The sequence below is a fragment of the Paenibacillus sp. BK033 genome (assembly GCF_004345425.1).
In the GTDB taxonomy this organism is placed as follows: Bacteria; Bacillota; Bacilli; order Paenibacillales; family Paenibacillaceae; genus Pristimantibacillus.
Window position 1 is genome coordinate 216,152 of record NZ_SLVP01000005.1, and the last position, 15,270, is coordinate 231,421.

Sequence of the window (15,270 nt, forward strand, 5' to 3'; positions counted from 1 at the left end):
TCGGGAGCGGTTTTTGCATGTAAAGTCAGCTTTTTTGCGCGTGAATCTGCTTGGCAACGCGTTCCCCCAATTCGGCCGATGCCTTGTTCAAATAACCGAGCACAATGGCTTGGGTTTCCTCGCATGCCGCTCCAAGATCACCGGCGAGATTGCTGACGAGATGATCCTTCTGTACCGGCTGCAGACGATCGTAAAACTGTCCGGCTTGCGTGAAATCATCGGATTTCGGAATTTCGGACCTCACAAGATGCCCTTCAACATAACGGCCATTGCCGCTGGTTTGCATGGAGCCCGGAGTCCAGTTCGCCTGATGATTGATCGGCACCTTACGGAAATCCGGACCGATCCGGTGACGCTGGGAGTCCGCGTATATATTCGAGCGTCCTTGCAGCATTTTATCGTCAGACAGCTCGGCGCCCTCCAGCAGATTGGAAGGAGAAAAGGCAAGCTTCTCAACCTGCTCCCGATAATCGTCCGGATTCTGGTTCAAGACAAGCTTGCCGACCGGAAGAAGAGGGAACTGATCCTCATCCCAAATTTTCGTATCGTCGAGAGGATCATAGGGAAGGCTGGCCTCATCCGCAGGATCCATGAGCTGAACGTATAACCCGTACTCTACCGTTTTTCCGCAAGCAAGCGTATCGTACAGATCCTGACCGGCGTAATCCGGATTTTTGCAGCTAAGTTCTGCAGATTCCCCGGCATCGATGGTTTGAACACCGGCGTAAGGAAGCCAGTGGTATTTGACATAGGTGCGGACGCCTTGCGCGTTTCTCCAGACGTACGTATTTACGCTATGCCCCGGGATGTGGCGTAGACTCTTAACCGTCCCGGCGTCGGAATACAGCCATACCAGAAAATGAATGGATTCCGGTGCTCTTGCGACAAAGCTCCAGAACCTCTCGGGGTCAATTAAATTATTAATAGGCGAAGGCGATAACGCATTTATGGATTCCGGAAACCGAATAGGGTCTCTGATCAGAAAGACAGGAATATGGTTGAAAACCAGGTCGAAGACGCCGTCTTCGGTATAAAATTTGGTCGAGAAACCGCGTACGTTGCGGGAGGTATCCGGTGTTCCCTTGTTGCTGACCGCCAGCGAGAACCTGACCGTAACGGGAACCTGATAGCCTGGTTGCTGCAAGAAGCAGAGCTTGGTGTAGGCGGCCATGGAATGCACGGTCTGAAAGTAGCCAAATGCACCCCAGCCCTTGACATGAACGGGTCTTTCGAGAATTTTGTTATGTATAAAGGCTTCCATCGTCTCATGCAGCACGCTGTCTTGCTCGAGAATCGGGCCGCGAGCGCCTACGGTTTGCGAGTGGAGAGCGGCCGGGCTGTCTAAAGCGCTCCATTGCGACGCCGACAAGCCATGGTGATGCTCCTTTTTCGCTGATTTCCGCTCAGGCATCGCGGCATTATTGTCAGAACGACCTTGAGTATTGTCCATTCTTTTACCTCCATCGTCAATCTCTCGCCACCTTTATGTCTATTCCCGCGAGCGGAGTAAAATGCGTTCGGGCTGCTGGCTCTTAACAGCTATACCGGATGGAAGATTTTTTTCTCTCCAATGGGGCATGAATCCTCCCGGGATATGTTATGATTGGACAACAAGCGGAAAGGTTTAATGGAGGTAATAGACAAAGATGGCGAAAGCAAAGGTGCCAAAGCGTCCAACCAGGGACGAATTCGTATTAGAAGAGATAGGGAATCAGTTAAGCGAAGCTTTCTACGAAACATCCACGATCGTCCTTACCGTATGGGGCAGGGAAGAACCGGTTCAAGGCGTTATTGCGGCGATGGATTCAAGAACGGGCAGGGTCCATGTCGAGACAGCCTCGGGATTGGATAAGGTTCCGTTTATGGATATTATGAATGTCAGCTATCCGAGATGAGCCCGTCTGCCTGATCTCCCATGAACCAATCGATCTTGATCGGCTTCCGAAACGTGCCGTCCTGTTGGACGAGCACGTTTTTCTTTTGTGCTAAAGGGGGAATTTCCTTACCGGCGAAGAATAAGTTAGCTGAAACCGATTTCCCGATTATTGCGACCGCTTTCATAACTGCTGCATTGCAATCACTCATTTACCAGGAGGACATTATGAAAATCCAAAGCTATGAGTTGTTCCAAGTTCCGCCGCGCTGGCTGTTCCTCAAGATTGAAACGGATGAAGGAATCACGGGATGGGGCGAGCCTATCGTGGAAGGGCGCGCGGAAACGGTAAAAGCTTGCGTTCACGAGCTGATGGAATATTTGATCGGCAAAGATCCGATGCGGATTGAGGATCATTGGTCGATGATGTATCGTTCGGGATTTTACCGGGGAGGTCCGATTCTGATGAGCGCGATCTCGGGGATCGACCAAGCCCTGTGGGATATAAAAGGGAAGTTCTTTAATGCTCCAGTCTATCAACTGCTTGGCGGCGCCTGCCGCGATACGATGCGCGTATACTCCTGGATTGGCGGCGACCGTCCGGCCGAGGTAGCGGAAGAAGCGAAGAGAATCGTTGCTGCCGGATTTACCGCCGTGAAGATGAATGGTACGGAAGAGCTTCAATATATTGATTCCTACGACAAAATCGACCAGGCCGTTGCCCGCATAGCAGCGGTACGGGATGCGGTTGGATCATCCATTGGGATCGGAATCGACTTCCATGGGCGTGTCCATAAGCCCATGGCCAAGATTTTGGCCAAGGAATTGGAGCCGTACCGTCCGATGTTTATCGAGGAGCCGGTACTGCCGGAGAATAATGAAGCTCTCAAGGAGCTTACCAAGCATACGTCGATTCCGATTGCGACCGGCGAGCGGATGTTCTCGCGATGGGACTTCAAGCAGCTGTTAAGCGATGGGGCGGTGGATATTATCCAGCCGGACCTGTCGCACGCAGGCGGAATTACCGAATGCAAAAAGATTGCTTCGATGGCGGAGGCCTACGATGTGGCGCTTGCGCCTCACTGTCCTCTGGGACCAATCGCTCTGGCCGCATGCCTGCAGGTTGATGCGACCTCCCATAACGCTTTTATCCAGGAGCAAAGCCTGGGCATTCATTACAATGAGACCGGAGATTTGCTCGATTATCTCAAGGATCCGGCGGTATTCGATTATAAGGACGGTCAAGTGACAATCCCGCAAGGTCCCGGCCTCGGAATTGAAATTAACGAAGACCATGTCAGACAAATGGCTGCGGTGGGACATAACTGGAGAAATCCGGTATGGCGCCATCGGGACGGCAGCATTGCGGAATGGTAGAGTCGGAATATCGGTGAGCAGACCACACCTAAGAAGGAGTATGGCATGACGACATACGGAAATCCGGATTTCGCTTCCGTGAAGGTGATTCCGCTGACGGACTTCGGCGATGCGGAGCATTTGCAAGCGAACGCGGGGACGATTATGCGGCTAGCCCTTGAGGCCGCTGGCGCTCATGCTGGCCCAGCGGTTCTGGAGGTGCCTTACGGAACGTATCATTTCTATCCGGAGCATGCAGACAAAGCAGCCTATTCTATTACCAATACAGCCAGCGAAGAGGAGAATCCTGACGTCACGAGAACGATCGCGTTGCTGATGAAAGGTCAACGCCGCCTTACGCTGGAGGGAAACGGCTCCCTGTTCGTTATCCATGGCAAACAAACGATGCTGCTGCTGGATAACTGCGAGGATATTGAAATTCGCAATTTGCGCTTCGATTATGCCCGGCCGACCGTAACGGAGATGACGGTAGAGCGGATCGGAGAAAAGGAACTCGATGTACAGGTGCATCCGGATTCGCAATACAAGCTGGAAGACGGGCGGCTTACCTGGGTAGGCGAGGGCTGGACTTTCCGGGGAGGGCCGGTGCAGCATTGCGACATAGACGCAAACCGCACCTGGCGGGTGGACGATTGGCCGTCCCGGGCAAAGCGCATTGAAGAAACCGGCAGTCGCCGGCTTCGATTCCATTTCGGTGACAATGCCATTCCGGATGTCAGGCCCGGGATAACCGTTCAAATGCGGGATGGCATACGCGACCAGGTTGGCGTTCTGATTGCAGGCTGCAGGCGGGTTCGCCTGACCGAGCTGGGAATCCATTTCATGCATGGATTAGGCGTTGTTGGCCAGTTCAGCGAAGACTTGACCTTCTCCAGCCTGGAATTGGCGCCGCGCCGCGAGACTGGAAGAACGGTTGCTGGATTCGCCGACTTCATTCATTTATCCGGCTGCCGTGGGCTTGTTTCCATTACGGACAGCAAGTTTGCCGGTGCCCATGACGATGCGATCAACGTTCATGGTACCTACTTGCGAATGGTTGACCAACCGGCACCCAATCAAGTGAAAGTCAGATTCATGCATCCGCAAACGTATGGATTCCAGGCTTACTTCCCTGGCGACGAAGTCGCTTTTGTTAGCGCGGATAGTCTTGCATCCTACGCTGCCGGAAGGATTGCCGCGGTAGAGAGTCTTAATCCGCGTGAGTTCCTCCTGACCTTGGAGCAGCCGGCTCCAACCCTGCTTGGGGAACAGGATGTCCTGGAAAATCTGACGTGGACCCCGGAAATTGTTATTGAGAGAAACCATTTTGCTCGCATTCCGACCCGCGGCATATTGGTAACATCGCCAAGAAAAACGACTATACGGGATAACAGGTTCGAAAGCATACACATGAGCGGCATTCTGGTCTCGGCCGATGCGAATTCATGGTATGAATCGGGCGCGGTGACGGATTTGCTCATTACGGGCAATGTATTCGATCTCAGCGGCGGAGCGGAGTTTCCCATTCTCCGGATCGCTCCCGAGAACGAGCATTCTACGGGAGAGATGCCGGTGCACCGGAATATCAGAATAGAAGATAACCGGTTTAAAGTCTCCCAAGCTCCGCTGCTATCGGCGCGGAGCACGGAAGGGCTTGTTTTCCGTCGAAACGATATTCTGCTTGAACAAATGGGCCAAGAAAGTACGGCAGAGCCAGACGCAGGCGGGCTTGTTCGGTTTGAAAACTGCAGCGGCGTTGAAATGGCGGATAACAGGTTCCGCTATCAAAAGCAATAAATGAACAAAAGAGACAACCGGCATCGGCTGTCTCTTTTCCTGTCTACGAATCCTGCTCGCTCCAAGCCCGGTAGATGCGGCGCACTTCGCGGAAGGACTGCTTCGGCTTGCGGTATTCATTGACGAGTCCTTTGTTATTGAAGCTTCTCGCCCGGTCGCGGAAATGTTTGCCGCTGCTCTTCAGATCGCCCCGGATATCCGCAAATTGCCAGATATAAGTGCCTCCTACGCGGGGATCCTCTTTAAATAGGCCAAGCGCTTCGGTGACAATATGGGCTTGGTAATCCTCGCTGAACAGCCGCGGCTCCCAACCGACATCGCCAAAGATCCCGGCCCCGCCGAATTCCGTCATCAGAACCGGTTTATCTCCCGCGCCCAACCGTTCCGCCCGTTTATGGAACTGTTGAAGCATTTCCTTAAAGCCTTCAACCTGGCCTTCATACCAGCCATAATATTTGTTGATGCCGATGACATCGAATAACGGAAGCAGAACATCCTCGAGAGGATGCATGGTGGCATAGGTAACAAGCCTGCTGGAATCCAGCTTTCTCACGAGCCCGACCATCCGCTTCGTCAGCTCGTAAGCATCTTGCGTCCGCGAATCGATCTCGTTGTGAACGGACCAGAATACAACGGAAGGGTGATGGATGTGCATACGAACCATCTCTTCCATCATCGTTAACGCACGCTCTTGAAACAGAGGCTCGCAGACGGTCTCGTTAGGCAGTGCAGCACCCCAAATCGGGATCTCGCTCCAGAAAATAATCCCGTTCTCATCGAGCAAATCCAGCCAATACGGGCTTTGGGGATAATGGGAGCCGCGCACCGTATTGCAGCCAAGCTCAAGAATGATGTCGAGATCCTTCTGCATAAGCTTGGGAGGGAAGGCAAAGCCCCATTCCGGGTGCTCCTCATGCCGGTTAATGCCCCTTAGATAGACGGGAGCGCCATTGATTAGAATCCGGTGATCCTTTGTTTCGATTTTGCGGAAACCAATCCGCTCATACCTGTCGTCTTGCTCGATGCCGGCCCGGAAAAGATAGAGCTCAGGCTGACCGGGGTTCCATAGCCGGACATCGTTCAGTTGAAACTCGAATTCAAGCACTTCCGTTTGGCCGGCTCCGACGGAAATCTGCTTCGAGCAAATATCCCGTTCGCTTTCGGATAAAGCGAAATGAGCGGTTCCGTCGGCTTGCGAGAGGGAGCGAAGACGCACCTCAACCTTAATGTCTGCGTTTGCTCCATTCAGCTCATAGTTAATTGCGAAGCTATCGATATAGATGTCGGGCACAGTCTGAAGCTCAACGGAGCGTATAATACCGCCGTAATGGAACCAATCCACAACTTCCGTTGGTATGGTCAAGCGGTCGAGGGTACTGTCCGTCCGGACAACCAGCTCATGCTCACCGGCAGGCAGGGAGGGAAGGATAATTTCAAACGGAGTATATCCGCCATAATGGTATCCTAGGTGTTGTCCATCGAGATAGACATCGGCATGGCCTAATACGGCATGGAAAATAAGCCGGACATGCTGAGTTTGGTCTGTCCGCAGCTTTTTCCTGTACCAAGCGATACCCTCGTAATCATATAAATGAAGTTCGTTATTCCAGCAGGAAGGCACATAGAGGGATTTCTCGGCATGTGGAAATCGCTCGAACCAGTTTTCTTGCTGTCCCTTATTTTCAGAATCTCTGACAAAGTCCCACGGTCCGTCTAGAAGCGTTGTTTTACGAATGAGATGCTCTGGAAAAGTACGAATCAATGCGGATCCTCCTTAGGCTTCAGCTATTCATAGCCAGCTTGTGAATCGTCTGATAATATGGATAATATAGCATGACGACTCGGGCAGCTGAATGGAAGAAACCGAGTTTCGCTTGTCATTTTCGAGCCTGTTTATCTCTTAATGATTCTTGGAGGTTATGAATGGTGGCAGACCTTGGCCATGCAACAAAGCATCTTGTCGTCCATATCCACCTTATTCTCGATAAATTAACGTATCCCGGCTGGAAGGATATTCGCAATCTTGTGAATGTACATAGCTTCTATTGGATTCATGAGGGGAGAGGGACCTTCCTGACGAACACCGAGTATCGGGTTCAGGCAGGAATGCTGGCGTATTTGAGGCCGGGATTGGAAATGTCCATGCGTTCGGATCCGGAGGCACCGCTTCGCATGACCATGGTGTTGTTTGATTGCGCGGAGCTTGTCTATGAAGCGGTATGGAAGGATGCCATGCCGATTGGCAAGCTAAACCTTCCATTCTTAAGTCAATACGGTGATACGCAAGCCGAAGAGTTTGATGCTTGGTTCCGGGAAATCAATCAGAGCTGGACTGCCCGAATAGCGGACGGTTCCAGCGTTCCCGAATCGCAGCTGCAGCTGTTATTGAACAAATTGCAGCACAGCAAGGCGCCGGATTGGAATATTGGCGAGTCGGGCGTTTTTGCATCTTATGAGAAGATCAAGCATACCTTGGAGAGCAGCTACAAAGAAAATTTGCGGATCGAACAATTAGCCAAGACGCATAACATCTCTCCTTCCTATCTTCGCAAGATGTTCCTGAAGCATACGGGAATGGGACCCAAACAATATTTGGATCATATACGCAACCGTCAGGCATGCGGTTATCTTGTCTTTACCGATTATCCCATCAATCAAGTGGCCAAGCTGTGCGGATATTTCGAAGAATATCACTTCAGCAAAATGTTCAAGCAGCATAACGGAATGTCCCCTAGCCATTATCGGATCACGAAGAGAGCGGAGACTGCTCAGTAACGAAATACGATATACCATGTAAGCAACCTAGGGGCTGTAACATCCGTCTAAACTGCAAATGAGATTTTTATAAATGGGAGATTGCTAATGAGAGTAAATTTGCTTATTCTGACCGTTATTTTAATGACGATGCTTACATCATGTGCAACTCATCGCATGCAAGCCAATGAAAGCGTAAACACGGAAAATAGCCCTTCAACGTCTCAACCAGGTGATTCAACCGATACAACCGAGTCATCCGAAACCGAGGGTTTGACGGACTTAAGCAAGGAAGATCTTTCGGTTAGAGCGACGGCCTCCCACCGGGCTGGCCAATTGATTATCCAACCAAAAAGTCATGCGACGGTTGTCTCTCTTGGCGCACCTAGCTGTTACGGGCTGGAAACCGATCTAAGCTGGACGGGAGATTATGAAGCGATTTGGCAGCCTGCAGCCGGGGGGGATCCCGTGAAAGTAATGTCTTTTCCGGAAGACCTCGAGATTATTGAGCCAACCGACGCAATGATTAGTCTTCAAATGATCACGGTCGGAGATGCCGATTTTTTTACGTACTATCCGCGTTATACGGACTGTCATGCGCTTGAAGCTTATCTGTTCGGAGTGAAGGACGGGCAGGTTTTTCCGGTTACCTTCGAAGATGAAGCGGGACAGCTGACCGGAAGCTTCTTCCAGCATCCGCATTATCCGCTCCAGGTGTCCGGAAATGACGAACTTGTCGTTACAGGCGGCGAAGGCGCTGGGCAAGCGTTTGTCGAGGTGAGGCATTACCGCTATGATTCCGGGCAGCATAGGATGAAGCTGAGCAAGACCGATCGAGTCCAGCCCCAAGATCTATCCGCCAATTAAGGAGGAGATAAGATATGAATAAGAACGAAGAATTACCGAATACGGAAACAAGCGCTTCAACGGTTGTATCTTTTAACGATGCTACCGAACATTATCAGAAGGTAATGGGGGTTCCGAGTCAACGGGCAGACCTAAAAAGCTTGCCAAAGGCATTACGGTGGTTCTCGTATTTCTTTTACACGGTTATCGTCTTGGGCGCATTGCTTTTTCTAATCTCCTGGTTCATTCATAGGTAACTTCATATAAGCGGAGCCGCGTACGTCAGTTTCCTCCCTCTTGCAAAATGGTGCCCGGATCCCGAAAAGTAAAATCCGCGAACTTCATGCTACCCAAACGCTTGGAAGAAGTGTATACTTGCCCCAACTTCTTATCCTGGAAAGTTAGGGAGGGCTAACGACATGTTGCTGGATGAACGGTATCTTACCTTATATGAACGTTTCGGGGGCCAAGTGGGGCCTGTCGAGGTAACTCTTGAGGAAGTATCCGAATTATTATACTGCACGCCTCGAAATGCGTATTTGCATCCATCCGTACGCGGCGTGAATTTAAATCCGTTAGGCTGGATTGACTTCAAGGATGTTTGGCTGGAGGAGCATGATTAATAGTGATAGAGCAGCAGGGATATAATGTTAAACATTCCTTAATCCGATACTAATTAGAGTGTTTGATTAAATATTTGGGAGTGTTTTAACTTTGAAAATTTGGCTGTTAGATTATCATCCCTCTTTTAACAACTTTAAAATTAACAATATGGATGATTTTAAACGTTTGCAATTTAATGGAACACAGTTAGGGGATCGGTGGAATGCTCCGGAGGTTGATTTGCGCGATTATGGCAAACCAAGTGACATTATGGGTTGTCATAATGGAGCTCTCCTTATCAATCAGAAAGCAAAGACTGTATTTGAATCAACCGTTCATGCCGGAGAAGCAGAGTTCCTTCCTTTTGAATTTGAAGGAGTTACCTATTACTTCTTGCACGTGCTTAACCATGTATCCTGTATTGACGCCGAGAACAGTCTGATTAAGAGGTTAAACGGAAGCAATATCATCTCGGAATACACGGAGTATGCCTTTCATGAGGAGCTTGTTAAGCCGCATCATATTATGCGCGTCAAATTCCATGAGGGAGATAATGTCGTTCATTATCCTTTTGTCAGCGATCATATTCATGAAGCTATTATTAACTCGGGGCTGAAGGGTTATCAGCTAATTGAAGTATGGGATTCTACTTTTAGCTGGCAAGACAAACAGAAGAAGTTTAATGCTATGGTCGAACAAAGCAATAAAGAACGCATAAAAACATTTGATTATACAACGGCAAGAAAGTTTGTGGAGAAGAGAAAAATAACCGCCTACAGCGATCGATGGGCAATACGGCTGGATGATCAAGGACGTTTTCAACTTGGGGAGCTGGTCCTTGAGGGGACCTATTCTTGGATATATCCCATCTTTATTCCCCCTGTATTGCTCGTTCAAGTATGGGGGATCAAAGAGCAAGTCCAGTCTGGCAGATTGGATAGGGTTTTGAAGGCGATATTTAAAAATGAAAGATAAGGCTATGAGGTTTTTCACCGTTGTTGTTATAGGGATGATCATGATTTTCTCTATGTCATCTTGTTCGAAGGGAGATATAGAGATGGGATCCAGTTTTATAGCTTTATACAACGATAAGAGGTTCGATCCAACCTTAGACGAAATAGGTTCCATGGTTGATCAAGCGGGTTTAGGTTCGTATTGGAATGTTATTAAGCAACAGATTAGACCAGGCTTTTATATGGTTCCCCAAATAGTAGATGAAGATAAGATTGCGGTTGGAACCAGTAAAATCGGCGGGCATCCGGATGTACCGTCTTCTTTCGTTTGGCCATCCTGGGAAGGGCATCCCATGTCCTTTCTGGCACAAATCAATTTGGAAGAATTCCCTATGGATTCCGTGAATCCGGAATATCCCGCAAGCGGGATCTTGTATTTCTTCTACGTCCATGATTATGAATTATGGTATGATAACCCGAAATTCGATTCACAAAAAAGAAAAAACAATTTGGTTTATTATACCGCGGATACTTCGCAATTAATAAGACTGGATTCACCTGAAGCATTAACGGAAGAACAGGTATTCAAGTCGGGAATAATCCAGAAAAAACTCGAATTAACGATTCCGGACGGGGATTACTTGCAACAAAATAAAATTCTTAAAAAGAAAGACGTTCTGGATAAATATTCGCTTATTTTTAAATCTAAGTTTCAAGAAACATATGACGTCGGAATTGGTTATCGTTTTTTAGGGCATATGTCAGCTCTGCAATACGGTGGTTATCCCCAAAAAGATATTTTATTATTTCAAGCAGATTCGAACACTGAAGTGGGGATGGAATGGGATTTGTCCGGACTTCTATACTTCTTTATTAATGAGGATGACTTCAAAAAGCTGTCGTTCAAAAACGCCTATACGGAACGGGTAGGAACATAAAGTTATCACGGTAAGCAGTCTCGATACGAAGGCTGCTTTTTTGCATGGAAAAAATTTCAACAAAAAAATTGCGGAAAACTGCACATATTTATCGATTTGTTGCGTCTGATAGATGTGGAAGTCATCGTGATGGTTGTACTGAAAATATTTACTTCTAGTATTTACGCAGCTGTTGCATTTATAATGGGCTATCATCGAAAGGGTGAAGTCCGCAAAGAAAGGATGGAACTTGTGAAGAAATTTTTTGGTATTATAGGGGTCTTTATTCTCGTATGGGCGATTATCTCGGGTATCTTTATGTTCTTTACAGATTCCGGATATCGTCTCCGGGCGATGGCGGCGGAGACCATATTATCGTCACAACATCGGCAGTGGGCGAAGTACACTTTTTTACCGCAAAGTGACTTGGACGCTATGCTGGAAAATATAAATAATCCGAATTACGTGAATAGCGCATCGGGAGCAGGCGATTTAGGCGGCCTGGTCGACGTAAAGTCGGATAAGGATTTGTACGTGCACGTAGAGTCGATTGAGCGTTACACCAATCCTACGCATTACTACAAAGGAAAAGTCATCACGATCTCCAATCCGAATCGGGTTAAGCTGGTTAGCTCGAAGCTGAGCGACCACGGCGAACAAATCTTTGTTATTGCTAAGCGGGCGAAAGCCCTTGCCGCTATTAACGCGAGCGGGTTTGTCGATTTGGATGGGCATGGCAACGGAGGAGCTTCAACCGGTGTCGTTATTGAAGACGGCGTTATTAAAAGCCAGAATAAGAATACGAAAGAATTTGTAGCCGGGATTACGAAGGATGGCGTGATGATTACCGGCAAGTACAGCGCGAATGAATTGGTCAACCTTGGCGTACAATATGCAGCGGGTTTTAAACCCCAGCTCATCGTAAACGGTCAGAAAATGGTTGAAGGAGACGGCGGTTGGGGCTGGGGTCCACGCACGGCCATTGGCCAAAAAGCGGATGGCAGCATCATTTTTGTCGTGATAGACGGTCGTCAGACCCGTTCGGTTGGCGCAAGTATCAAAGAAGTGCAGGATTTGCTCTACGAGCGTGGAGCTGTCAATGCCATGTGCATGGACGGCGGTTCTTCCTCTTCGATGTATTTTAACGGCGATAACATTACGATTCCTTCTTCCCGCAATAATATTCCCCGTTATCTGCCGAATATTTGGGCTTTGATTCCGCAAGCCGGCGATACCCTTCATGTGGATGTGGACGGGAAAAGCGTCACTTCGTTTGAAGGTCTTGGCTTGTAAGTTGTTTTAGAAAAACCTCCCGGTTGGAATGGAAACATTCCTTCAGGAGGTTTTTTTAATATCAAAATCATTGAAGCTAACCATCGAATACTTTCCCTAATGCTCTTGAGCCATCATTGTTATAATGGAGCAACTACGTTAGAAGGAGCGATAAGGATGATTACACAAACGGTTGCGCAGCTTGAGAGATACGTTGAATCGGTACCATTGCATTTAAGAGCTTGGTCCGAGGAGAGGATGACAACGCCGCGAGCGCTCGGGAAATGGTCCAGTCTTCAAATTCTCGGCCATTTATGCGATTCGGCCATTAATAATATGAGAAGGATCATTGAAGCTCCATCTGCCTCTGGGCCGTATGTGATTACTCCTTATAACCAGGACAATTGGGTTAAAGCGCAGCAATATGCATCGGCGCCTGCCGGAGAGATTATAGCCTTATGGGAAAGCCTGAACCGATCGATGGTTAGAGTGATGTCGGCAGTACCCGTCGAAACGTTAACGTCATGCCAGATCAGACTTGCTAACGGCGAGACGCATACGCTGGAATGGCTGATAAGAGATTACCTGGAGCATTTGGAGCATCATCTCGGCCAAATCTTCCCTCAATAGCCGATAGGGAGTTGGTTTATTTTACTTTGAAGCAGGCTGAAGAGAGGGGGATTTCCATCTTTTTTGCATAAGCAAGGTCAAGCCTCCGATTAAAGCGAGGAACCCGATGCTGATAAAAAATCCCGGTCGGCTTGTATGATGAAACAAAGTACCGGTCACCGCCAATACGATGATTCCAACGCCAATCCATCTTTTTATTTGCCCCCACATGCTTAACCGGAGAAGTTTACCTGCTGTCATTAGCGTAAAAATCCAATTATAAAGCAGCATTTGCGCGGCTGCGGTCGTAATGTATTCATAGACGCTGTCCGGCATAAGCAAGGCCATCAGAATAGACCCGGCCAGCATTACAATCGTTAGACCGAAGGCAAAGTACGGCATGCTGCGTTTTCCTTTGCCGACTTTGGCAAACAGCTTGGGGGCGTTACCGTCTTTAGCCAAAGTAACCATAATTTTCGTCACCGCAAATAAGGAAGCGATCATGGTGGAAAAACCGGCGATTATGAATACCGCGTTAAATAAATGGGGGACAAAAGCAATCCCGTAACCTTCCAGAGAGGAGACAAAAGCGCTTTCCTTATGATCTATGGTGCTCCAAGGTGCAAGAGACAGCGCTAGAGTAAGCGAAACCAAATATAAAGCGGTAAGAACGCTTATCATGACCCTGCCTGCTTTAGGCGCTTCTTTCGGCTCCTTGAGCCGTATCGCCAATAGACCCATAACTTCAATGCCGCCAAAGGAGTAAAACGCGTAGATCATGCTCGACCATCCGCCTTTTAGCCCATGAGGGAATAAAGGAACCGGCCAGCCGGGCTTGTGCTTGCCTGTCCCAAAGACGCCAAATAACGCTAATGCGGCGATAAGAATAAAAAGAATGATTGCGGCCAGCTTCATGACCGCAAAGACGTGCTCCATCCGTTCAAAGCCCTTTGTCCCAATAGCGATAATACAAATGCCTAAAAAAGCGTAAACGGATGCAAAGATCCATAGAGGAACATTCGGAAACCAGAGACGAGTAAATAGGGATAGCGCAGCCATCTGACTACCCATAATAAGCAATTCGGAGGACCAGTATACCCACCCGCTCGAAAATTCCGCCCAGCGCCCAAATGCTTTGTTCGCATAAGCGCAGAAAGATCCGTCCAAAGGATCGTCGGCGGTCATGCGAGCCAGTAAATCAAATACGACAAAGGTCGAAAAGGCGGCAAGCAGAAAGGCCAAAAGAATCCCCGGGCCTCCGATCCTGATGCCAACCCCGGTCCCCAGGAAATAACCCGTACCGATTGTACAAGCGACCCCCATAAGAGATAATTGCCACCATTTGAGGGGCTTGTCCGCGCCATTCCTTTGACTCATTTGCCATCTCTCCCCTAATCCGCTTTATAACAAGTGATATTGTGAGGAGAGCGAGCAAGGAATATACCCTTTTATAGAAACAATTGTTTAAGCGCTTCTATGCCAAAATATAACCCGAAGCCTATTAAAGACAGGCCTGACAAAACGGAAATAAAGCTAAGCGCTCGGTTGTTCAAAATGCGGTGGAAATGACTGGAAGCAACGGCCATGGATAAATCCCACAAAAAAATCCCCAACAAAATGCCGGACGTGTAAATAATGAGCTGCGTTGGCTCAAACTTTTTCGCCGCTTCCGCGAGAACGGAGCCGTAGATACCAATCCAGAACATGATGGATAACGGGTTAAGCAGAGATAAAAAGAAGCCGGTTCCAAACGATTTCAAGACCGGCTCTTTAAGACTGTTTCTGTGCATGGCTGCCGTTTTATTCGTATTATAAAGGCTTTCGAAGCCGGTATAGAGCAGGACAAAGCAACCAAAAGACCATAGTAAAGTTTTCAAAAACGGCGTTTGCAAAAAGTGGACGGTTCCCAAATAGACAACCAGCAAATAGAGGATGTCAGCAGTCATCGACCCCAAGCCAAGCAGCCATGCATTCCAAAATCCGCCCCGAATACCTCGTTCCATTTGTGCCGCATTAATCGGACCGATTGGGGCTGCCAAAGAAAGACCAAGCAAAATATATTCGAGAAAAAATGTCATGCTCCGATAACCTCCATGATTTAATAAGCTCGTACTAATCTATTCTGCGACGCACGGTCGTACAACCCTACATGCTTGAGAGGGAACTATTTTATTTTCCGGTTAATACCAAGAGAAGCTGAAAGTCATTTTCTGGAAGTTATTTTCACGAAAGATAACCTTACATAAACGTGAGGTAAGTGTGCATGAGGCACACAACAACCGTATGTTTT

At 48.4% G+C, this 15,270-nt stretch carries 15 protein-coding genes; 11 read left to right on the forward strand and 4 right to left on the reverse strand.

The genetic code is table 11. The annotated features are described in order from the left end of the window. Nucleotides 1-25: 25 nt before the first annotated feature. Nucleotides 26-1,411: a catalase gene (locus EV294_RS18340; RefSeq protein ID WP_243711718.1), complete on the reverse strand. Its 1,386-nt coding sequence runs from the start codon at nucleotides 1,409-1,411 to the stop codon at nucleotides 26-28. A gap of 235 nt (nucleotides 1,412-1,646) precedes the next feature. On the opposite strand from EV294_RS18340, the gene EV294_RS18345 reads away from it, so the two are divergent. The 3 genes from EV294_RS18345 (at nucleotide 1,647) to EV294_RS18355 (ending at nucleotide 5,026) form a co-directional block, all read left to right on the forward strand. After that, a complete protein-coding gene (locus tag EV294_RS18345) occupies nucleotides 1,647-1,895 on the forward strand; it encodes a YolD-like family protein (RefSeq protein WP_132309337.1) in 249 nt (82 codons plus the stop codon). A gap of 206 nt (nucleotides 1,896-2,101) precedes the next feature. Then, nucleotides 2,102-3,250 carry a galactonate dehydratase gene (gene dgoD, locus EV294_RS18350; RefSeq protein ID WP_132309339.1) on the forward strand — a complete coding sequence of 383 codons (1,149 nt, stop codon included), beginning with the start codon at nucleotides 2,102-2,104 and terminating at the stop codon, nucleotides 3,248-3,250. A 45-nt stretch (nucleotides 3,251-3,295) separates the two neighbouring features. Beyond that, a complete protein-coding gene (locus EV294_RS18355; protein WP_132309341.1) occupies nucleotides 3,296-5,026 on the forward strand; it encodes an alpha-1,3-galactosidase-related protein in 1,731 nt (576 codons plus the stop codon). 43 nt (nucleotides 5,027-5,069) lie between these two features. Here EV294_RS18355 and EV294_RS18360 read toward each other — a convergent pair whose 3' ends face one another. Beyond that, nucleotides 5,070-6,788: a glycoside hydrolase family 2 TIM barrel-domain containing protein gene (locus EV294_RS18360; RefSeq protein ID WP_132309343.1), complete on the reverse strand. Its 1,719-nt coding sequence runs from the start codon at nucleotides 6,786-6,788 to the stop codon at nucleotides 5,070-5,072. A gap of 161 nt (nucleotides 6,789-6,949) precedes the next feature. Between EV294_RS18360 and EV294_RS18365 the strand changes: the two genes are divergently transcribed. The 8 genes from EV294_RS18365 (at nucleotide 6,950) to EV294_RS18400 (ending at nucleotide 13,001) form a co-directional block, all read left to right on the forward strand. Further along, nucleotides 6,950-7,801: an AraC family transcriptional regulator gene (locus EV294_RS18365; protein WP_132309345.1), complete on the forward strand. Its 852-nt coding sequence runs from the start codon at nucleotides 6,950-6,952 to the stop codon at nucleotides 7,799-7,801. 87 nt (nucleotides 7,802-7,888) lie between these two features. After that, the gene (locus EV294_RS18370; RefSeq protein ID WP_132309347.1) at nucleotides 7,889-8,647 is read left to right on the forward strand and encodes a hypothetical protein; all 759 of its coding nucleotides are present in this window, start codon (nucleotides 7,889-7,891) and stop codon (nucleotides 8,645-8,647) included. Nucleotides 8,648-8,661: 14 nt separating this feature from the next. Beyond that, nucleotides 8,662-8,883 (forward strand): hypothetical protein, encoded by a 222-nt coding sequence (locus EV294_RS18375; protein WP_132309349.1) that lies wholly within the window; start codon nucleotides 8,662-8,664, stop codon nucleotides 8,881-8,883. A 162-nt stretch (nucleotides 8,884-9,045) separates the two neighbouring features. Then, the gene (locus EV294_RS18380; RefSeq protein ID WP_132309351.1) at nucleotides 9,046-9,249 is read left to right on the forward strand and encodes an SgrR family transcriptional regulator; all 204 of its coding nucleotides are present in this window, start codon (nucleotides 9,046-9,048) and stop codon (nucleotides 9,247-9,249) included. 91 nt (nucleotides 9,250-9,340) lie between these two features. Further along, the gene (locus tag EV294_RS18385) at nucleotides 9,341-10,204 is read left to right on the forward strand and encodes an imm11 family protein (RefSeq protein WP_132309353.1); all 864 of its coding nucleotides are present in this window, start codon (nucleotides 9,341-9,343) and stop codon (nucleotides 10,202-10,204) included. After that, nucleotides 10,194-11,120 (forward strand): YwqG family protein, encoded by a 927-nt coding sequence (locus tag EV294_RS18390; protein ID WP_132309355.1) that lies wholly within the window; start codon nucleotides 10,194-10,196, stop codon nucleotides 11,118-11,120. The genes EV294_RS18385 and EV294_RS18390 overlap by 11 nt, the downstream gene beginning before the upstream one ends. 231 nt (nucleotides 11,121-11,351) lie before the next feature. Next, nucleotides 11,352-12,392: a phosphodiester glycosidase family protein gene (locus EV294_RS18395; protein WP_165930726.1), complete on the forward strand. Its 1,041-nt coding sequence runs from the start codon at nucleotides 11,352-11,354 to the stop codon at nucleotides 12,390-12,392. A 156-nt stretch (nucleotides 12,393-12,548) separates the two neighbouring features. Continuing rightward, nucleotides 12,549-13,001, forward strand: coding sequence for a DinB family protein (locus EV294_RS18400; RefSeq protein ID WP_165930727.1), 453 nt, complete (start codon nucleotides 12,549-12,551; stop codon nucleotides 12,999-13,001). Nucleotides 13,002-13,022: 21 nt separating this feature from the next. Here EV294_RS18400 and EV294_RS18405 read toward each other — a convergent pair whose 3' ends face one another. Continuing rightward, complete coding sequence (locus tag EV294_RS18405) at nucleotides 13,023-14,357, reverse strand: amino acid permease (RefSeq protein ID WP_132309361.1); 1,335 nt, start codon at nucleotides 14,355-14,357, stop codon at nucleotides 13,023-13,025. A gap of 71 nt (nucleotides 14,358-14,428) precedes the next feature. Then, a complete protein-coding gene (locus EV294_RS18410) occupies nucleotides 14,429-15,058 on the reverse strand; it encodes a LysE family transporter (RefSeq protein WP_132309363.1) in 630 nt (209 codons plus the stop codon). Nucleotides 15,059-15,270: the final 212 nt, after the last annotated feature.